The sequence below is a fragment of the Aquimarina sediminis genome (genome assembly GCF_002895435.1).
Lineage (GTDB): Bacteria > Bacteroidota > Bacteroidia > Flavobacteriales > Flavobacteriaceae > Aquimarina > Aquimarina sediminis.
The window spans coordinates 58,538-78,485 of sequence record NZ_POYJ01000013.1; the positions used below are offsets into that span (position 1 = coordinate 58,538).

General features: G+C 30.3%; 26 protein-coding genes and 1 tRNA gene. 16 read left to right on the forward strand and 11 right to left on the reverse strand.

The genetic code is table 11. The annotated features are described in order from the left end of the window. The first annotated feature begins 34 nt into the window (after positions 1-34). Positions 35-217: a CPXCG motif-containing cysteine-rich protein gene (locus tag C1X07_RS21180; RefSeq protein WP_103072045.1), complete on the forward strand. Its 183-nt coding sequence runs from the start codon at positions 35-37 to the stop codon at positions 215-217. Between the two features lie 192 nt (positions 218-409). Further along, a tRNA-Met gene (locus C1X07_RS21185) sits at positions 410-482 on the forward strand. A 417-nt stretch (positions 483-899) separates the two neighbouring features. Here C1X07_RS21185 and C1X07_RS21190 read toward each other — a convergent pair. After that, positions 900-1,721 carry an IS982 family transposase gene (locus tag C1X07_RS21190; protein WP_103072046.1) on the reverse strand — a complete coding sequence of 274 codons (822 nt, stop codon included), beginning with the start codon at positions 1,719-1,721 and terminating at the stop codon, positions 900-902. A 495-nt stretch (positions 1,722-2,216) separates the two neighbouring features. Between C1X07_RS21190 and C1X07_RS21195 the strand changes: the two genes are divergently transcribed. From C1X07_RS21195 to C1X07_RS21250, 14 genes are all read left to right on the forward strand, one after another. Further along, a complete protein-coding gene (locus tag C1X07_RS21195; RefSeq protein WP_128755348.1) occupies positions 2,217-2,399 on the forward strand; it encodes a hypothetical protein in 183 nt (60 codons plus the stop codon). 59 nt (positions 2,400-2,458) lie between these two features. Continuing rightward, a complete protein-coding gene (locus tag C1X07_RS21200) occupies positions 2,459-2,641 on the forward strand; it encodes a hypothetical protein (RefSeq protein WP_103072048.1) in 183 nt (60 codons plus the stop codon). Between the two features lie 21 nt (positions 2,642-2,662). Beyond that, entirely contained in the window at positions 2,663-2,788 is a 126-nt protein-coding gene (locus C1X07_RS25410; protein WP_262494925.1) for a hypothetical protein, read from the forward strand. Between the two features lie 161 nt (positions 2,789-2,949). After that, the gene (locus C1X07_RS21205) at positions 2,950-3,162 is read left to right on the forward strand and encodes a hypothetical protein (protein WP_103072049.1); all 213 of its coding nucleotides are present in this window, start codon (positions 2,950-2,952) and stop codon (positions 3,160-3,162) included. A gap of 258 nt (positions 3,163-3,420) precedes the next feature. Continuing rightward, positions 3,421-4,179 carry a hypothetical protein gene (locus tag C1X07_RS21210; RefSeq protein ID WP_103072050.1) on the forward strand — a complete coding sequence of 253 codons (759 nt, stop codon included), beginning with the start codon at positions 3,421-3,423 and terminating at the stop codon, positions 4,177-4,179. Positions 4,180-4,214: 35 nt separating this feature from the next. Further along, the gene (locus C1X07_RS21215; RefSeq protein ID WP_103072051.1) at positions 4,215-4,508 is read left to right on the forward strand and encodes a hypothetical protein; all 294 of its coding nucleotides are present in this window, start codon (positions 4,215-4,217) and stop codon (positions 4,506-4,508) included. Between the two features lie 166 nt (positions 4,509-4,674). After that, positions 4,675-4,956 carry a helix-turn-helix domain-containing protein gene (locus C1X07_RS21220; protein WP_206604263.1) on the forward strand — a complete coding sequence of 94 codons (282 nt, stop codon included), beginning with the start codon at positions 4,675-4,677 and terminating at the stop codon, positions 4,954-4,956. Positions 4,957-5,349: 393 nt separating this feature from the next. Beyond that, positions 5,350-6,438, forward strand: a complete 1,089-nt coding sequence (locus C1X07_RS21225; protein WP_103072052.1) for a hypothetical protein — start codon at positions 5,350-5,352, stop codon at positions 6,436-6,438. A gap of 92 nt (positions 6,439-6,530) precedes the next feature. Beyond that, the gene (locus tag C1X07_RS21230) at positions 6,531-6,968 is read left to right on the forward strand and encodes a hypothetical protein (RefSeq protein WP_128755349.1); all 438 of its coding nucleotides are present in this window, start codon (positions 6,531-6,533) and stop codon (positions 6,966-6,968) included. A gap of 9 nt (positions 6,969-6,977) precedes the next feature. Further along, a complete protein-coding gene (locus C1X07_RS24800; protein ID WP_128755350.1) occupies positions 6,978-7,178 on the forward strand; it encodes a hypothetical protein in 201 nt (66 codons plus the stop codon). 34 nt (positions 7,179-7,212) lie between these two features. Then, the gene (locus C1X07_RS21235; RefSeq protein WP_103072054.1) at positions 7,213-7,491 is read left to right on the forward strand and encodes a hypothetical protein; all 279 of its coding nucleotides are present in this window, start codon (positions 7,213-7,215) and stop codon (positions 7,489-7,491) included. 3 nt (positions 7,492-7,494) lie between these two features. Further along, complete coding sequence (locus C1X07_RS21240; protein ID WP_103072055.1) at positions 7,495-7,875, forward strand: hypothetical protein; 381 nt, start codon at positions 7,495-7,497, stop codon at positions 7,873-7,875. Between the two features lie 715 nt (positions 7,876-8,590). Continuing rightward, entirely contained in the window at positions 8,591-9,841 is a 1,251-nt protein-coding gene (locus C1X07_RS21245; RefSeq protein ID WP_103072056.1) for a WG repeat-containing protein, read from the forward strand. 112 nt (positions 9,842-9,953) lie between these two features. Next, positions 9,954-10,208, forward strand: a complete 255-nt coding sequence (locus tag C1X07_RS21250; RefSeq protein WP_103072057.1) for a hypothetical protein — start codon at positions 9,954-9,956, stop codon at positions 10,206-10,208. Between the two features lie 682 nt (positions 10,209-10,890). Here the strand turns inward: C1X07_RS21250 and C1X07_RS21255 are convergent. The 10 genes from C1X07_RS21255 to speB form a co-directional block, all read right to left on the reverse strand. Beyond that, on the reverse strand, positions 10,891-12,894 hold the full coding sequence (locus tag C1X07_RS21255; RefSeq protein ID WP_103072058.1) for a flavohemoglobin expression-modulating QEGLA motif protein: 2,004 nt from the start codon (positions 12,892-12,894) through the stop codon (positions 10,891-10,893). Continuing rightward, a complete protein-coding gene (gene gshB / locus C1X07_RS21260; protein WP_103072059.1) occupies positions 12,875-13,921 on the reverse strand; it encodes a glutathione synthase in 1,047 nt (348 codons plus the stop codon). Before gshB ends, C1X07_RS21255 begins: the two co-directional genes overlap by 20 nt. A gap of 259 nt (positions 13,922-14,180) precedes the next feature. Then, entirely contained in the window at positions 14,181-14,330 is a 150-nt protein-coding gene (locus C1X07_RS25100) for a hypothetical protein (protein ID WP_164914217.1), read from the reverse strand. 230 nt (positions 14,331-14,560) lie between these two features. Beyond that, positions 14,561-14,737: a hypothetical protein gene (locus tag C1X07_RS25105; RefSeq protein ID WP_164914218.1), complete on the reverse strand. Its 177-nt coding sequence runs from the start codon at positions 14,735-14,737 to the stop codon at positions 14,561-14,563. Positions 14,738-14,826: 89 nt separating this feature from the next. Continuing rightward, positions 14,827-15,243, reverse strand: coding sequence for an NUDIX hydrolase (locus C1X07_RS21270; RefSeq protein ID WP_103072061.1), 417 nt, complete (start codon positions 15,241-15,243; stop codon positions 14,827-14,829). Positions 15,244-15,505: 262 nt separating this feature from the next. Continuing rightward, positions 15,506-16,288, reverse strand: a complete 783-nt coding sequence (locus C1X07_RS21275) for an RMD1 family protein (RefSeq protein ID WP_164914219.1) — start codon at positions 16,286-16,288, stop codon at positions 15,506-15,508. A gap of 10 nt (positions 16,289-16,298) precedes the next feature. Then, on the reverse strand, positions 16,299-17,642 hold the full coding sequence (gene gdhA / locus C1X07_RS21280) for an NADP-specific glutamate dehydrogenase (RefSeq protein ID WP_103072063.1): 1,344 nt from the start codon (positions 17,640-17,642) through the stop codon (positions 16,299-16,301). Between the two features lie 80 nt (positions 17,643-17,722). Beyond that, positions 17,723-18,028, reverse strand: a complete 306-nt coding sequence (locus C1X07_RS21285) for a hypothetical protein (RefSeq protein ID WP_103072064.1) — start codon at positions 18,026-18,028, stop codon at positions 17,723-17,725. A 5-nt stretch (positions 18,029-18,033) separates the two neighbouring features. Beyond that, entirely contained in the window at positions 18,034-19,008 is a 975-nt protein-coding gene (locus C1X07_RS21290) for a deoxyhypusine synthase family protein (protein WP_103072065.1), read from the reverse strand. After that, positions 18,998-19,945 carry an agmatinase gene (speB, locus tag C1X07_RS21295; protein ID WP_103072066.1) on the reverse strand — a complete coding sequence of 316 codons (948 nt, stop codon included), beginning with the start codon at positions 19,943-19,945 and terminating at the stop codon, positions 18,998-19,000. The genes C1X07_RS21290 and speB overlap by 11 nt, the downstream gene beginning before the upstream one ends. Between the last annotated feature and the right edge of the window lie 3 nt (positions 19,946-19,948).

Sequence of the window (19,948 nt, forward strand, 5' to 3'; positions counted from 1 at the left end):
ACAGAGGAAGCAAAAGAGATGTTATATTTAGTTTATGTTTGAACATTATTTTCAATGCCCTTACTGCTGGGAGGAAATTTCGATGCTCTTGGATCCTTCGGTACCCTATCAGGTATATGTAGAAGACTGCGAGGTGTGTTGTAACCCTATAGAGCTTCACCCTCGGTTTGAAGATCAGGAATTGATATCTTTTGAAGCAATTAGTATTGAACAATAGTAAAAACGTAATAGGCTTGTTGTAAAGCAGTTATGTTTTTTTTTTGTTTTTTTACCATAAATAGTATTGTTTAAACAAAAAAGGATTGTATATTTGCACTCCGATTGCAGCAAGGGATATTAACCCTTAACAATCGAAAGTTCTTGAAAAAATGACATTTACAAATCAGATTACTGATTTTACAATATATATCGCGGGATAGAGCAGTAGGCAGCTCGTCGGGCTCATAACCCGAAGGTCACAGGTTCGAGTCCTGTTCCCGCTACTAATAAAAGCTAAAACGTTGAATTTTAATGTTTTAGCTTTTTTGTTTTATAAGAATTTGTCCATTTTCTTCCTTGAAAATTGTGAACTTATCGTGCCATCCACCCAAAGGTCTCAAATACGTTTTTTAGATAATTTATAAGTATAAATAGTTGAAAATAAGCAAGTTGAATTTCATGAAAGTGTTTTTAAAAATAAAAGTACTTTTTGAAGTACCTAAACGAAGTACCTATTTGTGCAGTTTTTGTATCTGAAAAAGACTCTCTGAATTGTGAAGATAGTTTAAAAGCACCTACAAAAGTATATTTAATACCGCTCTTACTATAATCTATTATGGTTTATTGTTTTATATAGAATTATTGGTAACAATTTTTATTGAGTTTTTCATTTTCTAAATAAATAATCCGAGTTTCCAATTTTAAATTATATGTTTGATCTGAAAAGCCATCACAAATAAGATAAGTTTCAGTAAGAATCCATTTGTGGTTACCGCATTGATATGTCTTGGCATCAATCTAGTAATTTGACTAATTGATGTTTCAATTATTTTCCTCATAGATTCTTTGATAAAAGCTGTGTAAGGTTTGTCTTTTCTTTTGGAATTGGATTTTCTACAAATTTGCAGGTCTACCAACTCTGTTTCAGAGAAAAAGTCTTCTATTTCATAATCTGTATATCCACTATCTCCATATAAAATACTCTCCGGAGGTAAATCGTGATGCATTCTTTGAAGAATTTGAGAATCATGTTCTCTGCCTTCTACCAGATACATTTCTACAGGAATTCCATCCGTTGTGGTAATCAATTGTATTTTTACTCCATAAAAATATTCTCGCTTGGAAGCATTATAGCCTCTGTATTGCTCTCCTTTTAATAGCTTACATCTATTAATACGGATATTATGACAAACTTTAATAGGAAATGAATCAATGACGTATTCCATCTCACAACGTAAGTATTTAAAGAGTCTTCCAATACTTAGAAACAGAAATAACAATAACTCTTTGAGTTTGTGTAGGCGTTTTGTAAAACCACTCTTATTAATCGTATCGGCAAAGAAATGGCTCTTCATATAAAATAATGCTAAGGTTTGATTCCCTTGAAAATAAAGTGCAGAAACGATAGAAGTAGTCAGTACTTGACTATCTGAAAATCTACGATTGCTATGTTCTTTGTGGTTCATTTCTTTCAACAAATCATCTATTACACAATAAATTGATATAACTTTGTCTTGGAGCATGTTGAGTTCTTTTTTGAAGTTAGATAATCAAAAATAATGAACTTATCTGCTCCTTCTTTTTTGGAAACTCGGGTTAAATAGTAGCTCTCAATAGGAGTGCATTTTAGTTGTGGTTTTATTGAACTTTTGGTTTGAAATCTAGTAATACAACCTATCAAGTTCAATAAAGCGGTTCATTTTAGAAGTTCAGCAATTAACATTTAAATGAATTGATATGTTATTTGGATATGCACGAATTAGTACTCCTTCTCACAATTTGATATGCAAAAGGGGAATTACAAGAAATACATCAAATCCAGACAAAGCGTATCGCAAAAAGAACAGAAAAACAGAAATGAAAAGCTAAGGGAGATTAAATAAAAATTTCTATCTTAGAACCAACGTAAAAAAACTAATTACCCCATATCTGGATCAACTCCGGGTATGGGGTATTTTATTTAATTGATAGTATGTATCATGATAAAGTATAGTGATTTAATAAAAAACATTGAAAAAGTGAGGAAAAAAACTGGATTAAAAGATCCAATGATAAGTATTTCTACATTCATTAATGAATCAGAATTTATACATGGAGATGATATTGAAATTAATACTACCAGTACTTTCAGTGAAAAATCAATAAAAGGAATTGACATTTCAATAAATTATAAAGAAACTAGAAACCAAAAGCCCAAATAAAGGATCGATTTCAAACTAAACTCGATCGTGAAAATAAAGTCTAAATCACCAATTATAATATGGAAAAAGAATTTAAAATTTTTGCTGTGAAATTTAATCCAAAAAGCTCTGGAGAAGAAAATTATTCTTTTAAACTTTCAGCAAAGGATATATCAGAATCATATATAAAAGCCAGAGAATTACTTAAAAACTCTTATCAAATTGATTCCTCTTTATACCATATAAATTCAACTGAAATTTAAAGTTTAAATAAACGATTAATTATGACAAAAGAAGAGTTTTTAAACAATCATTGGTTTAATTTTCCTTTACCTAAAGGAACTGCGTATACATTAGAATATGCGCCAAAAGATGATTCAAATGTAGATGCTATAAGAAAACTACATTAAATAATGCCGCAGATGTAAGTGAATTAGATATGAGAATCGCTTTATCGCGAAAATTAATTATTGACAACGATTATGAATATAGCCAAAATGATTCTGAATCAATTATTAATGCACATCAAGATTATAATCTCAAGCATCCTAGAATTATAAAGTTTAAATAAATGATGAGTACACTAGATAGTAAAAAAATAAAGCCAGGAACCAAATTATATGCTTCAATAGAAAAGAAATTCTATATAGTTGATGAAATTATTGAAAAGAATGAGTTCAACGAAAAGATGTACAATCTTTCTCCTTCAGAAGAAAATCCCGAAGATCGAGGATTTACTTTGGATTTAGATGGTATGATAAAATTAAAATATAAAATCATTTAAAAGTTTAATAAAACGATGAACAATATACAAATGAATGAAGCTAATAAACGCAACGAAAGTTTTATTAGATCAGGCGAAATTTGCGATCATCAACATAGTAAATTAAAGGAATATTATTTAGGAACCGCTACAGGTGATTATAGATGTTCTAATTGTTTCGCTGAACTATAAAGTTTTAACAAACTATAGATTACGCAAAATGGTTGCGTATGAAGTAATTAGTTTAGCCACCTCAAACAATAATGTAATTATAAAACTATGTCAACTAATAAAATACAATTAAATATTGATTTAGATCATTTTGCTAATCAACTCCAATATCTAATATTTAGTGATTTGATGACAGTAGATATTGTTTATAAAAAAACATCCGAGCCTAATTTTTCATCTCAGGAATATTTTTTAGAAAAAGGTTTTGTAAAAATAGAGCTTCCAAAAACACCAATAAACGTAATTCGGAATAGAGAAATCAATAAATGTTTTAAATCAATAATGGGGGAATTTCAGAATTACATGGACAATTTAATAACTTGTTTAAAATTGAAGTCTACCGAACTGCATTTAGAACCTCCTATATCTGATGAGAGTGTTAACATATTTTTAAAGGAGAAATTTCAAGAAGTATTGTTAGATGTTTCAACAGACAGATCATTGAATGTTCCAAAAAAATTAAATCTTTTGCTTGATGAAAATGTTTTATATAAAGAAGTAGTTCAAAGTTTCTTTAATATTCGTAATGGGTTTGAACACCATAAAAGTAAGTCTAAAAAACACAATAAAATTTGTTATAAACGTCTTGGTTTTGCCTCAACTTCCGGATACGAAGTGACTCAACCTGGACCATTAGGTGTTAATGAGGGGTTAGTAATAAGAGTTTTTAATGAAGAATTAATATACGATCAAGGAAGTTTAATAGTTATTACAAAGGATCAACTAAATGATATTGCGTTTAATTTTGTTCATTTTATTATACCATATTTTCAAAAAACTATCAAAGAGGAATTTCAAAAAACATAAAGTTAAATAAACCAATGAATTTTAGATAAATAGTTATGAATGAGTTTAATTATATAATATCAGAATTAGAAGTTGATTTTTATAAAGATTCTAAAGTTGAAGTATCTAAAGATGATGAATTGCTGCTCGAAGTTGATAAAATAGATGATTCCTTGTGGCTAGTTCAAACATCATGGGTTGAAGATAATTTAATTCTAATTAGGAAAGAGTTAGCGGATGAATTAGTCAAATTTTTAGAGTATAAGATTAATGAAAGACATAATACTGAGTTACCAGTCATCTTACATCCAAACTTTTTTATGTCAATAGATGCATCTAACTCTAATTAAACAACATTAAACTCTAAGGATAATAAATTAAAAGTTCAATAAAACGATGAAGCAAACTAAAATCAAATTTAACCCTAACAAAGAAGGTGAATTAAGAAAAGTTTTTAAGTAGAATAAAAAGTTTAAATAGATGAATTAATAATTAATTTACTAAATAAAGCATATCATGAATATAGAAGTTATTTGTCTTGATTCAGAAGCGTTATTTCATCTGATAGATAGAGTTGTAGATTATTTGAAGGAAAAAGAAAATAAGACCAATGGTAGCTTCCCTTGGATACCAATAAAAGAAGCAAAGAAAATGCTAGGTGTTAAAAGTGATACTACTATGCAAAAACTTAGAGATGAAGGAGAAATAAGGTACTCTCAACCCTCTCGAAAAATTATTTTATATGATTTGAATTCGATTAATGCTTATTTAGAGAAACATGCAAGAAACACATTCTAAAAAACAACTATCTAAATGGTATAAATAAATTACGAGTAGTAATAAAGAAAAAACCTGGACAAAGTAGTGAAGGGAATCAACAATTCTTTCTTCGTCTGAACAAAGAAAGAAGCAAACTATATATCCTGTAACAAATATGTTGGAATTCGATAAAGCTGATACAGGATAAAATAGAATGTCATGTATTGGAATATAAAGAGAAATCGATCAATTAGTGCTTGTGGAAAAATCCAGATATGTTTACTTATATAGAAAAATATTTACTTCAAGGGATAATTCCTTGATTAGATGAAAAGTTCAATAAAACGATGGAAATATAAGGGCCATATGTCATTTATTTCATTGTTGCGTGCCATTAGGAGAGACTGTTTACACATCATAAGGATATGAAAAATGTTTAGACTAGGAAGAAAACAACTTGATATTAAAGAAAAGAACAAAACATCTGTTGAGACAGAAAATGCTCGATTAAAAGACGCCACAAATCCCAATAATGGGACACTTAGATTTTCTGCTATAGAACTACATATAGCTATTGCTCGTTGCATATTATCAAGAGATTTAACCAATTTAGACTTAGTTTTTGAATCCATTTCAAGCTTCTTCCGATATCAAACTATCATTAACACAGCAAAGATGAATTTGACCCTAAATAAATCTAATTTTGAGTTGCTTCGTGATTTTTCTAAAAAAACAAGAATAGGAGAACTGGCTCAAGGAATTACATATTTATTAGCTCAAGAGCATTTAAACTTCCCGATTGTTGTAGATTTTGAAGGATTTGTAAAATACAAAAACTCAAATGCTTCAATAAATGGAAAAACCCCAGATTTTATTTTACAAAAAGCAACAGATTTCAACTATTCATTAATTGAGTCAAAAGGACATTATGTTTCCACAAGTGGTTCAACTAAAGGAAAATTGAATAAAGCCTTACAACAATGTGATAGTGGAGAGCAGATTTTAAATACTGAAATTCCAAAGTACTCTTTAAATAAGTCTTTTGGAGTTTGTTTAAAATTATTCAACGAACAAGATTCTAATAAAAGTGAGATTCAATTTGTTGACCCCACAAGAAATAGCAGGAATGATAATTTTAATATTGAAATAATCAGATACCATTATGCTTCTTGGTTTCTTTTAATGGGTAATATGCAGATTTATGAAAAACTTTTAGGACAAAAGGATTTGGACGAAAAGGATTTGAGAGAAACCAACATCAAAGAAATAAACGGAACGAAATATTATATGTTCGACATATTTTCATCACGATTCTTCTTTCAGTTCGACTTTTTATTTCATATGCACTATAGACGTGAGTTTCGGAACTATGGAATAAGAGAGGATATTGTACGTTTGCTGATGGGAAAATCTAAAGAATTGCCAAAAATGAATGACTATGAATCTAAAAATAATGAGAACAAAAAGTTTGAAATATTTAATGATGGAACAATAATTAACGGCACACAACAATTTGTGTAATGCATATGCTTCCTTCGGGCAGCAAACGCACCATAAAAGAGACGTTATAAAAATTTAATAAAAATATGGGTTGTTTTTTAATGAAAATAAAGATGCGTACTAAACAAATCATTCAAATAATTGGAGTAATAGGTTCAATAGTGGCTATTCTGACATATCTCTACGAAATTTATCCTTGGCCATTTGTGTTGAATCCAGATTTTGTAAAAAAAATAGATGATCGAACAACCTGGACTCAACATGGTAGCATTGATCCTGGGACTTACAAAGGAAAACAAAAGAAAGGAGGAAACTATAAAGGAAGTCTTGCAACAATTGTTAAAATCGATAGTGGAATTGTTTATTTCAGTAATAACGGAGGCTCTAGATATTTTTTTAATGAAACCGTAAAGCTAAACACCTTCAAGAACGATTCACTTGGAGAACTAATAGAATTTGTATCGGTGAAAAAAGCGTTTCAGAAATATTGTAGTGATTCATCACTAAAGTGTGGTGATCGTGGAACTCTTACATTAAAAAAAGTTGATTAAAATGATGGAATGAGTAAACCGAAAAGTAATAAGGGATGTTTAATTCTGTTCTTGGCAATAGGAGTTCTTATTATGTGGGGATTACCAGAAGTATTAAGAGGAGGAAACTTTTTTGATGCGATTGAAGGAAGTATTAAAGCTATTCCTTACGTGTTAGGAGTTGTTGCCGTGGGGTATTTGATAATAAAATATTTAGATAATCAAAACTAATTAATAGTTCAATAAAACGATAAGTTAAGTAAATATGACTGATGAAGAATTCGAGTTAGAAGCATTAAATTTTTTCAGAGAAAATGCAAAATATTATTCTGCGAGCTATCCAATAGATTTTAAATCTGACGCTCTTAATTATGTAAAAAAAAGCCGCTCCTTTAAATATAAAGATGATGTTGAAGCCGGAGTTTTAGTAACTTGTTTAGTCGACTTAGGTTACATAGAATTTGTGAAAAAGGAAAATAATATTAGATATCACTCCTTAACAGAAAAAGGGCAAGGTTTTATCAATAAGCTAAAGTTCAGATAAACGATGAGAACAAGTGGTATTGAAATATTAGAAGCTTATGGCTTTGAAAAAAAACTGGATAAAATAGGTCGATATTGTAATAAGAATAGGTGGGTGTATTTCCTTGAATCAAGGAACAAAGGTGAATATCTTGTTTTCAGCTCCAATTGTTTTGATAAGAAATTACAACCCAAAAACTTTGATTCTTGGATTGATACGTATAACAGTGTGAAACAAATAGGCACTACTCCACCTTTAAAAAGTAAAATATTAAAGTTTAGTTTTAATTTTTGTGAGGATATTGATCTTTTGAAAAAAATAATGCCAATCAAATCACCAAAAAAGATATCTCGGAAATTGGGACTATCTTTAAAAGATATAAAAGAAAAACATAAATCTGAATAAAGTTCAAATAAACGATGAATTGTAATAAGTAAATGGTCATATTAGAAAAAATAACTTTTGTCCTCATATTCACTAATTTTATATATTTCTGGAATAAATATGTAGTAACAAAGTTGATTCAGAGTGTTGTAAAAAAAATCAAATAATAAATGGTTATCAAGGAATCAAGAGACAATTATTAAGATATATCAAGGTTTCTTTCGGTCATCACTTTTATTGTTAATTATTAGCTTGTTATTTAGTAATTAATCTTAGGTTTCTTAAAAATTTAAATAATCGATGGAAAACTATATTCAATACGCTGGAGGATATCAAAAAGATAATATCGATTTATCTGATATCAAAAGCCATAAAAGATGTTCAGCAAGCAGATGATGAGCACGGTGCTTTTTGGGTTTCTGTAATAATAGAAAATGAAAATATAATTGAAACCAATAAAGATTTAAATCTTTCAATTATTCTGGATGAAGAACAAATGAAGTTTCAAGCTACCAACTGGACAGAAGTTGAGGAGCTTTTCATATTATTATTGGATGAAAAATTCATCGATATAAAAAATAAAATAAAAGTTCAATAAACTGATACATAAAGTACTTTTCTAATTTGGAATAGTGAATTCTTTAAAAAATAAGAAGTTATAAAAAAATGGAGGTAACATTTTCTTGTTTTAAGACATAGACCTTAAAGCATTAACGATACTCTAAAAACAAGCCTAATGAAAAAACAAATTCTATTAATACTTACATTAACTATTTTTTATAATTATTATACTTTTTCCCAAGATAAAATTAAGGCAGATATAAAAACAATGTTATTCCTGGGAAGAATTCCCGAAAAGACAAAGAGCAATACTTTATCTGATAATTTATTGAGGGTTTTATACTATAATATTCAATCTAATAATAGCCAAAAAATTGGATATATGAATAAAAAAGGAAAAATTTTGATAAAACCAAAGTATTCCATGTGTTCTGATTTTTATGGTAATTATGCTAATATAATTAGGGACTCAATATTTGGATATATAAATAAAGAAGGTGAAGAGGTTTTGTTAAAACAATATGATACTACTTTTTTCTATTATGGGGATACAGGGGTTGCCAAAAAAAATGGTAAATATGGTTTGATCAATAGAAAAGGAGATTCTTTAACTGGTTTTAACTATACAATGATAGATTTTTTCGGATTTAACTATTTTAAAGGCCATACAGAGGATAGAAAAAGTCAAATTTTGGATGAAAAAGGAAATATTATTTTCAATAAAAATTTAGTTTTCAATATAAGAAGTGATTATTTTGAATCAGAATCAGTATTTGTTTATCAAGAAATAATTGAAGGTAAGGAACTTAAAGGCCTTGTGAATTTAGACGGAAAAATTATACTTAAGCCTACATATCAAGAGATATACTTTATCGATGATAAAGATTATTATGTGGTAAAGCATGAAAATAAATGGGGATTTATTAATAAAACAGGGGATGAAGCAATTCCGTTAATTTATGATGAAGTTAGTTTTAATATTAATGATGATTTAATTCCTGTTAAGAAAAAAGATAAATGGGGGTATGTTAACAGAAAAAATGAAGTAGAAATTCCATTTATCTATGATAAAGCTTATGCTTTTTTGGAAGACTTGGCTTTTGTTAAAAAAGGAAACTACTATAAGTGTATAGATAAGCATAATAAGATCAAAGTCAATACTGATCTGAAAACAACCGATTTCCCATTCTTCGTAAATAGTTTGGCATTATTTAAAAAAGAAAATAAATATGGTTTTTTGAATAAAAAAGGAAAAATTAAAATCCCTGCTATGTATGACTTAGCTTATCCATTCATTAATGGATTGGCATATGTGGAATTAAATGGAAAAGTTGGCTATATTAATACTAAAGGTAATGAGGTAATACCTATTAAATATGGACAACTTTGGTTTGAAAGTGAGGGAATAATAAGGTTTGTAGAATAGAATTATATTTTATGGAAAAGTTAAAGATAAATTTTCGGAAAGTTATGTCTGAAAATTAGAAATAAACTCTTAAAATAATAAACTATTTTTGCACTTTTTTACTAATTTAGAAATGAGACTACAAAGAAGTATTCTAATATTATTGATATCGATATTTTCAGCTCAAGCTTATTCTCAAAAAGAAAGATTAATCTGGTATTTTGGTAGATTTTCTGACCTAGATTTTGGAGCAGGAACTCCAACTTTACTTAATGATGGACAAATGCGTACAACCGAAGGTTGTTCTTCAATTGCCGATTCTGATGGAAATTTATTGTTTTATACAAATGGAAATAAAGCCTGGAATAAAAACCATCATTTTTTATAAACACTAGAGCAAAGTAAATAGTAGTTTTTAAATAGGTACTTCATAAAAAAGTACCTATTTTAAGTACCCATTTGTAGGTATTTGCAAGTTTTTAGGTACTTCAAAAAAGTTAAGTAATTGATAATCAATAGGTGTTAAGATGTACCGAATTGGCTCATAACCCGAAGGTCACAGGTTCGAGTCCTGTTCCCGCTACTGGGTAACCTCTTCATTTTGAAGGGGTTATTTTTATTTATAGACGTTTTTTCTTCTCGAAAATTGTCAGTTTTTCCACTTAGAGTACTGTTTGGAGTACTGAGTTTTGGATTTTTTTTGTCTGAAAGCTATAAATTACTCTCCTTTTTACTTCAAATATATTATTCAATAAAATTCTTTTTTAGTTAAGTATCCCTTGTATATACTAATGTTTTTAATGGTTTTGTGAGTTCTAAGAAAATTATATTCTCAAAGCTGTATGAAATTGAGCTCTTCGGGTGAGATACCCGAGAGGACTCTGGGAATTATTTTTACAGACAAATTTTGAATGTTTTTATGCTTATTAGGTAATAAGTATGGAAATATTGAATTTGTAAGACAAACTTCCAATATATTCTCAGTTAATTTGATAGTCTCAATTTGTATTCTGGTGTTACTTTAGTTTGTTTATAGATTTATTAATTAACTTTTTAGTACTATTTAAGTGCTAACTTAGCCCACTAATGATGTACTCATAAATCTCATTATTTTGATAATCAGTAGGGTGTTCAAAACTTTTCGTTATGTACTTTGGTTTTGCTATAATTTCTCTTTCAATCATTTCATTGATGGTATTGTAGAAATCCATAGAGGTTTTACCAATCAATAGAGGAGAAAGATTTACATCCGCTTTCCATAGTTTCAAAATTTTCTCAAATCCACTTAAGTATAGATAGTCTTTGGTAAATCCACCACCCCTAAATATCCTTGTCACAATTGTATATGCATCATTAGTTGAAACACCATGTCGATTAACTAGGAAATTGAAGCATTCAATGAAATCAGCTCCATTACACATCATATCTGTAATAACTACTCTGAATGCTATTTTTTTTAATCTTTTCAAGGTAATGTTTCCACTCAGGTATTCTGATAAAATTGCTAATCCTTCTTGAGTCAAGGTATTCACGGGCAGGCCAAGATTGAAAATATTCAGTTTCTCATCTGAGGAATTTTGTGTGGTAACCATGTGTACACCGATTTCATGTTCTATGAGTGCATTGGCTTCTTTTCTCGTAAATTTTGCATCTGGCCGAATTAAAATTGTTTTCTTTGAGTTGAGTACCATTACTTGAGAAATCACTCGCTTACTCAATTCGATTTTACAATCGATTCCGTATTCATCCAATGCATTTCTAAATCTACCCATAGCATCATCCATAGACAGAAATGGTACTCTTTTCGGTTCACTTGGGATAGCTGGTAAGTGAAGAATATATTGAGCATTGGTTAAGTCTTTCTTACTTGGTCTTCCGAAATATCGGAGGGAGTTGTATAAAAACTTCTTTGTACCTAGTGCTGATAATAGATCAATCTTATCAAAGTAACTATTGATTACAGATTCATATAATTGACGAATAGAAACATCTGATATATCTTGTGTTCTTAGTGTGCTTAATTGCTGTTTTAGCTCAAATGGATTAATCTTAATGGGTGCATATTTGAACTTAGGAGGTTTAGCGTATTTATTTTTAATAAACCGCTTTTGTTCAGAGTTCGTATTTATTGGGTTGACATAAGCTAATAATTCAAATCCTTTTAACAATTTGAAAAGCTTTTTATCTACAGAAACAATAGCTGGATCGGTTTTTTTATCTAATAGATGTACCCTGTTTTTCGATCTCCAATTGGTGTTTTCCTCACTGAAATATTGCGCATTATTAAGAATAGCTCGTTTTAGTTTTTGCTGTAGTTCTCGTATCAATTTAGGATAATCTTCACCTGTTAATTCATTACTATAGACTTTTTTAATTTCTGTAGCTAACACAAGTGTATTGGAAAAGTTCTGGGTAATAAATTCAAGATTATAACCTCTACCAAAGAAAACATCATTGATTGTCGTCTGATTCTCTATACCTGTTAACGAAATAGCACTTAATTCGGTTACCCAGTTTTCAATAAATTTTTCATATTTCGAACTATCAATGCGCTCTGTACCTATATTAAAAAGTGGCACAATTCTATCCCAACGTTGGTAATTATAAGAGTGTAAATCATAAACGATGCAAGAGTCATACAGCTCTTCTAGCTTCTGAATCAATGCATGGACGACTTTGTAAAAGTTATGATGTTTTTGAAGGCTTGCTTGTTTTTCTGCAGGCGTAAGTGGACGTTTCCATACTTTTTTGCCCCATGCTTCGTCATAGATGCAATCTTCTGCCTTTCTATTGAGGTCATACTCAAAACGGGAGTCCAATCCAACTAATGTAATAGGTAAAGAGTCTATAAATTCACCTGTATGTGGATCTTCTTCATACCATCGGTTATAATCATCGATGGCAATTTTGTTTTTTAACCGATCTCGAAGGTTACCGCCATCATGAATGGCCATGCAGCAATATGGCACATACTTATTGATTTTTATGCTGAAAGAATTATCCGAAACTATAGCTTCAAAGGTCTTCTTTTGCTCTATTAACTTAATTATCTCACTAATTTTTAACTGCTGCATTTTCTACTAGTGTTTCAGGTCTAAATTCCTCTTTTAATTCGTTGCTACTTTTTACTACTTTTTCCAAATAGTCCAAAATCTTTTCTTGCAATTTAACTTTATTAAGTCTATTTATATCTGTGATAGTGCCTGGACTCATTACATTGACCTCGATCAATTTACCATTAATCAAATCAAGCCCTGCAAAGTAAATACCATCTCTAACTAATTTTTCACCAATCTTCCTGCACAATATTTTGTCTGCTTTTGTCAATTTGTATTTTTCGATTGCCCCTCCTGCTGAAATATTAGACCTTACATCACCTTGTACAGGTCTTCTTCTTAATGCTCCAATAGGCTTTCCGTTTAACATCAAAATCCGAACATCACCCTCTTCAGCACCTTCAACGTATTCTTGAAGAATTACATAGTTGGAGTGATCCTTGCCATGATTAATATAAAAGTCTAACAAAGAACGAATGTTTTGCATAGCAGCCCTTTCAATAATGATAACGCCACTACCTCCATAACCATCCAATGGCTTCATAATCATCTTGTCATTCTCTGATTCTTTGATTATACTTAAGAGATAATCAATATTTTTAGAGACATATGTAGCTGGTATAAGCTCATGATCCGGATCGAAGTAGGCAGCTGTATAAATCTTATTATTGGCCTCTCGTAATCCATCAATTGCATTGATAATAAAAACGTCATCTTTTATGGAGTCCAGGAAATTCAGAACTAATCCGTCCAATGGAGGGTTATCACGCATAAATATTACATCAAACTCGCTTAACGCTCTCATTTCAGACTCAAATTCTACCGTCTTATAAAAAGAAGTCATACTTTTAGAGAGTTTTTCCTTGAGTGATATGTTCTTACAGAAACTAAGAGTAATACTATTTCTAATAGTCAAGTTAGAAGAGTCGGTAATTGAAACATCATGGCCTCTTTTAACAGCTTCATGTATGATTCTTAGTGTAGAATCTTGAGCTGGACGTACTTCTTTCCAAGGGTACATGATGAAGCATATTTTTATTTTCATATTTTTTTGTGATTAAAGAAGCAAATTTTGCCTTTTATAAAAGTATTTTACATTTACTGTTCTAACAATTCTAAACCAATAATAGTTCTAATTATATACTCTTGTTCGTCACCATCTTTCTCAATTTCGATTTTAGAATTAAAAACAATGTTAAAGGTTTTTCCCACATATTTATTATTACATAAGTTATATTTTTTAAGCATTTTAAGGGATAATTCTAGGAAAAGAAATGGTATCTTCTTTATTATGTCCATTTAGATTAGGTAAAAGTGAAATTTTCCTCATCAAAATTATCAAAAAAATCTTTAATAGTTTCAGTGCCTTTGTCAATATCTTTTTGTGCTTGTACTGTATATATGCCAAGAAGCATTGTAAATATTACGAACCCTACTTTTTTTAAGTTTTCCATTGTATTAAATTATAAGTTTTTAATCATTTTGTAGTCCAAAATTTTAACCTCCTATCTAGATAAAAATCTTGTTTAATACGTCTATTATTTTTGGGGCAATACCAACTAAAACTTATAATGTCGCGCATCATCTTGTTCTTTTTTAGCCTAAATTCTTTATTCATATTTAGCATAGCTATAGCTATGCTAAATAATCACAGCCTTATCAATTCAAATTGGTATAATAAACTTTAAGCCAGTTCTAATTTTTCAATCGTATATGTGATAAAATCGTCATCGTCATCATTTCTATATTCTGAATAGGTGATTTCAAAACTTTTACCATGAAATTTATCTGTTTTTAGATCGAATTTGTTAATCGCAAACTTTGTTATTTCTTCAAATATTAAAATATCTCCATTATCCATTATAAATTGATAATAACCGTTATAGTATTTTTTAAATACACCATACTCAACACTTTGATTAATAATAGAGTTTTTTATCTACACGTTTTTTAGTGATTAAGTTTACAAGGGTTAAAAAGTTCTTTTACTACCTTCTTATCTGATTTACCAAGAAATTTAGCAGCTTCTTTCCAATGTACCCATTTTATATTTTTAAACTTATGGGGTTCTGCAAGTGCAAATGGTTTATAATAATCGTCGCAAATGAAATAATGTTTGGAGACTCTTTTCATATCCTTTAAGTCAATTGTGACTGAACAATGATATATCAAATCTTCTTCAGCTAATTCAACAGCAGTTTCTTCAAGTGTTTCTCTAATAAGTGCTGCTTCTGGTGATTCTTTACCTTTTAAAAATCCACCAATAAGTCCGTATTCTAACTTGTCTTTAAGTTTTTGGAAAACCAGAATTTTTTCTCCTTGAAACACGATTAATCTGGATTTCTCTTTATGCTTTTTTATACGCATATCTGGTTATTTAATCTTTGTTAATTTTAAAAATAATTTACTTTCTCTTTAACCATATGATAATTCGTTAAAACGGAATCCACTTCTTTTTCTCTTTTTTCAATTTGCAACGTAAATTGTCATAGATCTTCGTCAATTAATTGAAAATAAGGTTTAGATGCTTTTTGTATTTTAATTTTTTACAATTGACAAATCCGGAATATTTTTTGCTTTAGCTAGTTTACGTTCTTCACTTCTTATTATTCTTAATTTGTTGAATGTGCTATTTTATAAATTTGAGTATGAATAAAACTAAGATCACGATGACTATAATAATCCATATAAGTTTACTACTTTTTCTATGTACCATAATATGCTTAAAGAATTCTAGGTTTTCTTTTACAATGTTTAGTTTCTGGCTTATAGTTTTATGCTTATCATTTACCTCAAATTTTTTCTTGAGTTCAGTATTTAGCTTAGTAAGCGTTTCATCATCCGAAACAGCACTAGGAGAATCAAATATGTAAAGATTTTCAGAAATCTTATTTTTAGAATTTAAAACCTTTTCAACGAAATGTTTATGTTTTTTATCATCTGTATATAGTCTTGTCCCTTTTGCCTCTATAAAATTAGTGTATTGTGCTGTGTCTTCAATAAGTTGCTCTGCAATGCCTGTATAATAGTCTAATAGTACTGATTGCGATACATTATACATTACCAAGCGTATTTTTTCAATATTATTATCTATTAGATGAACACTTTCAAAATCTATACGAAAGGACTCGGCATCTATAATTATATCTATAGATTGGGTTAAAGAACTATCTATAAGCTTAGCATGTGTAGTAAATTTAAATAACTGTTGTCTCAGCTGATCCAGTTCGTTTGAAGCGAAATTAAAAACACAAAGAATACCATATTTAAAAATATAAGCATATTTCTGGTTTTCAAAATCGAAAAACAATTCATCTCTATTAGAAAATAAAAGTGTTTGTTTAAAGTGATTTTTGCAGGCACTTATGTCTATGCTTTCGGAAATTTGTAGCGCAAAGGTGTTTTTTTTCATGATAAATATTTTATATAACTCCTTGAGCAAGCATTGCATCTGCCACTTTTACAAATCCAGCAATATTTGCACCTTTTACATAGTCTACATATCCTGTATCATCCATTCCATATTCCAAACAAGAAGCATGAATACTAGACATTATTTGTTGTAGTTTTTGATCAACCTCCTTACGAGTCCAATTGTAGCGTAATGAATTCTGAGTCATTTCTAATCCAGAAGTTGCTACTCCTCCTGCATTAGATGCTTTACCCGGTGCAAAAAGAATTTTTGCCTTATGAAACTCAGCAATAGCCTCTGGAGTACTTGGCATATTTGCACCTTCACTTATACAAATACAACCGTTTTTGATTAAAGCTTTAGCGTCTTTGCCATTAAGTTCATTTTGGGTTGCACAAGGTAGAGCAATATCACAAGGAGTATTCCAGGGTGTTTCACCTTCAAAGAATGTAGCAGAAGGGTATTTTTTGACATATTCATTGATCCTGCCTCTGACAACATTTTTAAGATGCATTACATATTTTAGTTTTTCCAAATCGATACCATTTTCATCATAAATGTATCCTGAAGAGTCAGATATAGTTACCACTTTTCCACCTAACTGAATTACTTTTTCGGCTGCGTACTGAGCTACATTACCCGAACCAGAAATAGAAATTATTTTTCCTTTAATAGAATCTTTTTTAGTGGTTAACATGTTTTCGGCAAAATATACGATTCCGTATCCTGTTGCTTCTGGTCGAATTAATGAGCCACCCCAGCTTAATCCTTTTCCAGTTAAAACTCCAGTAAATTCATTTCTAATTTTACGGTACATACCAAATAAGAACCCAATTTCACGACTTCCTACGCCTATATCTCCAGCAGGCACATCTGTATTTGATCCTATATGTCTATAAAGTTCTGCCATAAAGTTGTGACAAAATCTCATAATTTCTGCATCAGATTTGCCTTTGGGATCAAAGTCAGATCCTCCTTTTCCTCCACCCATTGGTAATGTAGTCAAACTATTTTTGAATACCTGTTCGAACGCCAAAAATTTCAGAATACTCAGATTTACAGTAGGATGAAAACGTAGTCCTCCTTTATATGGTCCAATAGCAGAATTCATTTGAATACGATATCCTCTGTTTACGTGAATTTCTCCATGATCATCTACCCAAGAAATACGAAAAGTAATTACTCTCTCTGGCTCTATCATTCTAAGAAGGATATTTTTACCATTGTAAATCTCCTGAGATGAAATAAATGGGATTACAGTTTCTGCAACTTCTTGTACGGCTTGTATGAACTCAGGCTCGTATGTATTTCGAGCTCTTACTTCTGCCATAAATGTTTCTATCTTTTCTTTCATTTAATATTTAATATTAAAATAAACGTAAAAAGAGTATCCACATTATTGTGCAGGTACTCTAACCCCAAGTTGAGTTTGAATTATTCTTCTAGAGATAGTTTATCTGTTTCTTCTTTGAATTTTTCAATTTCAATTTCTTTATCTTGGTCATCGTGATCTTCCATTGCACCAATTAAGCGTTTACTTACTTTAACCAGATATAAGGTATCCTCAGTTTTTACTTCTACACATTCTACGATTTCGTTTTGTGCATTTCTAAACGTAATAATATCTTTATCATCATATCCATCAGGATACTTTATTATCAATAAATCTAGAATAGTATTGGTTAACTTTTTAAAGTCAACAAGAACCTTTTTTAAATGGTTGTTTTTTGAAGTTTTCATATCTTTTACATATCTAATAAATAAGCAAATATTAATGGTGCTACAATGGTGGCATCTGACTCAATAATAAATTTCGGGGTATCAATATCTAACTTACCCCAAGTGATTTTTTCATTAGGTACCGCTCCGGAATAAGATCCATAACTTGTGGTTGAGTCACTTATCTGACAGAAATAATTCCAGAATGGAGTATCTGTACGCTCCATATCCTGATACAACATTGGTACAACACAAATAGGAAAATCTCCTGCAATACCACCACCTATCTGGAAGAATCCAATACCATTTTCAGAATTATCAGTATACCAATCTGCTAAAAATGTCATATATTCTATGCCAGATTTCATAGTACTGGCTTTAAGCTCTCCTTTCATTACATAGCTAGCAAAGATGTTTCCCATGGTACTATCTTCCCATCCTGGGACTACCATTGGCAAGTTGGCTTTTGCCGCAGCGTACATCCAACTATCCTTAATATCAATTTCATAGTACTGTTCTAATACACCAGATAACAACATTTTGTACATAAACTCGTGTGGAAAATAACGCTCTCCTTTTTCTTCGGCATCTTTCCAGATCTTAAAAATATGTTGCTGTAGTCTTCTAAAAGCTTCTTCTTCTGGGATACACGTATCTGTAACTCGATTTAACCCTTGTTCTAATAGATCCCACTCTTCTTTTGGGGTTAGATCACGATAATTAGGCACACGTTTATAGTGGTTATGTGCTACTAAATTCATAATATCTTCTTCTAAGTTTGCTCCTGTACAAGAGATAATATGTACTTTGTTTTGGCGTATGATTTCCGAAAAAATCTTACCTAACTCGGCAGTACTCATTGCTCCAGCGAGAGATACTAACATTTTTGAGCCATTATTAATTTGGGCTTCATACTCTTTGGCTGCATCTACCACAGAAGCAGCATTAAAATGTAAATAATACTTCTCTATAAATTGTGAGATAGTTCCTTTATCCTTCATACTCATCGTCAGAAAATTTTAAGTGGCTAGTTTTATCATTGCCTTTAAGGGTATATAAATTTTCATTTGCGTCATCAACATCTAGTTCAGTAAATTTGTAACTCAACATTTTATAGTAGAGTTTAGCAGCAGCAAAATCAGAAGATTTATCATCTTTATTTGGACATAATTCTACAATATCAAATCCAACTACATTTTTTTCTTCAAATATTTTCTTAAGAAATTCAAGTGTTTCATACCATAACAATCCTCCCGGTTCTGGTGTTCCAGTTGAAGGTAAAATAGAAGGGTCTAAAGCATCCAGGTCAAAAGTGATATAGACATTATCAGTCATTAATTCGGTTGCATTGTCCATCCAATAATTATCGGTTGCCATTTCATGAGCGAAAAAGACATTTTCTTTGTTCATTACTAATTGTTCTGAAGCATCCATGCTGCGAACCCCAACTTGAATAAGATTGGTATTTTGATTGGCTTCGTATAATGCACAAGCGTGATTGTATTTAGAACCTTCATATTCTCTTCTGAGATCCGCATGAGCATCTATTTGAACTACTGTTAAATCATTAAAACACTCATCAAAAGCACGTATGGCTCCTATAGAAATGGAATGCTCACCACCAAAAAGAGTTACAAATTTGTTACGCTTAATATTGGATTTAACAATATCATGTACGGCGGTAACCATAGCTTCTGGAGAGGTATTTTCGTTCACAGGTTCTGTAAGGTAAATACCTTGCTTGTATACTTCACTATCGGTTTCTATGTCATAGAATTCCATATTTTCAGAAGCATGTAAAAATGCTTCAGGTCCTTTATCAGCCCCCTTACCCCAAGTACTTGTCCCATCATAAGGAACAGGGATCAATACTACTTTTGATGTATCATAGCCAGCATATTGTTCTGGGATTCCGGCATATGTTTTAACGGTTTTCATTTT

Bases quoted from the DNA above. Each gene is read 5' to 3' on its own strand.
- C1X07_RS21180 (WP_103072045.1), top strand. From the start codon at position 35: ATGTTTGAACATTATTTTCAATGCCCTTACTGCTGGGAGGAAATTTCG.
- C1X07_RS21190 (WP_103072046.1), bottom strand. From the start codon at position 1,721: ATGCTCCAAGACAAAGTTATATCAATTTATTGTGTAATAGATGATTTG.
- C1X07_RS21200 (WP_103072048.1), top strand. From the start codon at position 2,459: ATGGAAAAAGAATTTAAAATTTTTGCTGTGAAATTTAATCCAAAAAGC.
- C1X07_RS25410 (WP_262494925.1), top strand. From the start codon at position 2,663: ATGACAAAAGAAGAGTTTTTAAACAATCATTGGTTTAATTTTCCTTTA.
- C1X07_RS21205 (WP_103072049.1), top strand. From the start codon at position 2,950: ATGATGAGTACACTAGATAGTAAAAAAATAAAGCCAGGAACCAAATTA.
- C1X07_RS21210 (WP_103072050.1), top strand. From the start codon at position 3,421: ATGTCAACTAATAAAATACAATTAAATATTGATTTAGATCATTTTGCT.
- C1X07_RS21215 (WP_103072051.1), top strand. From the start codon at position 4,215: ATGAATGAGTTTAATTATATAATATCAGAATTAGAAGTTGATTTTTAT.
- C1X07_RS21220 (WP_206604263.1), top strand. From the start codon at position 4,675: ATGAATATAGAAGTTATTTGTCTTGATTCAGAAGCGTTATTTCATCTG.
- C1X07_RS21225 (WP_103072052.1), top strand. From the start codon at position 5,350: ATGTTTAGACTAGGAAGAAAACAACTTGATATTAAAGAAAAGAACAAA.
- C1X07_RS21230 (WP_128755349.1), top strand. From the start codon at position 6,531: ATGCGTACTAAACAAATCATTCAAATAATTGGAGTAATAGGTTCAATA.
- C1X07_RS24800 (WP_128755350.1), top strand. From the start codon at position 6,978: ATGAGTAAACCGAAAAGTAATAAGGGATGTTTAATTCTGTTCTTGGCA.
- C1X07_RS21235 (WP_103072054.1), top strand. From the start codon at position 7,213: ATGACTGATGAAGAATTCGAGTTAGAAGCATTAAATTTTTTCAGAGAA.
- C1X07_RS21240 (WP_103072055.1), top strand. From the start codon at position 7,495: ATGAGAACAAGTGGTATTGAAATATTAGAAGCTTATGGCTTTGAAAAA.
- C1X07_RS21245 (WP_103072056.1), top strand. From the start codon at position 8,591: ATGAAAAAACAAATTCTATTAATACTTACATTAACTATTTTTTATAAT.
- C1X07_RS21250 (WP_103072057.1), top strand. From the start codon at position 9,954: ATGAGACTACAAAGAAGTATTCTAATATTATTGATATCGATATTTTCA.
- C1X07_RS21255 (WP_103072058.1), bottom strand. From the start codon at position 12,894: ATGCAGCAGTTAAAAATTAGTGAGATAATTAAGTTAATAGAGCAAAAG.
- gshB (WP_103072059.1), bottom strand. From the start codon at position 13,921: ATGAAAATAAAAATATGCTTCATCATGTACCCTTGGAAAGAAGTACGT.
- C1X07_RS25100 (WP_164914217.1), bottom strand. From the start codon at position 14,330: ATGGAAAACTTAAAAAAAGTAGGGTTCGTAATATTTACAATGCTTCTT.
- C1X07_RS25105 (WP_164914218.1), bottom strand. From the start codon at position 14,737: ATGGATAATGGAGATATTTTAATATTTGAAGAAATAACAAAGTTTGCG.
- C1X07_RS21270 (WP_103072061.1), bottom strand. From the start codon at position 15,243: ATGCGTATAAAAAAGCATAAAGAGAAATCCAGATTAATCGTGTTTCAA.
- C1X07_RS21275 (WP_164914219.1), bottom strand. From the start codon at position 16,288: ATGAAAAAAAACACCTTTGCGCTACAAATTTCCGAAAGCATAGACATA.
- gdhA (WP_103072063.1), bottom strand. From the start codon at position 17,642: ATGAAAGAAAAGATAGAAACATTTATGGCAGAAGTAAGAGCTCGAAAT.
- C1X07_RS21285 (WP_103072064.1), bottom strand. From the start codon at position 18,028: ATGAAAACTTCAAAAAACAACCATTTAAAAAAGGTTCTTGTTGACTTT.
- C1X07_RS21290 (WP_103072065.1), bottom strand. From the start codon at position 19,008: ATGAAGGATAAAGGAACTATCTCACAATTTATAGAGAAGTATTATTTA.
- speB (WP_103072066.1), bottom strand. From the start codon at position 19,945: ATGAAAACCGTTAAAACATATGCCGGAATCCCAGAACAATATGCTGGC.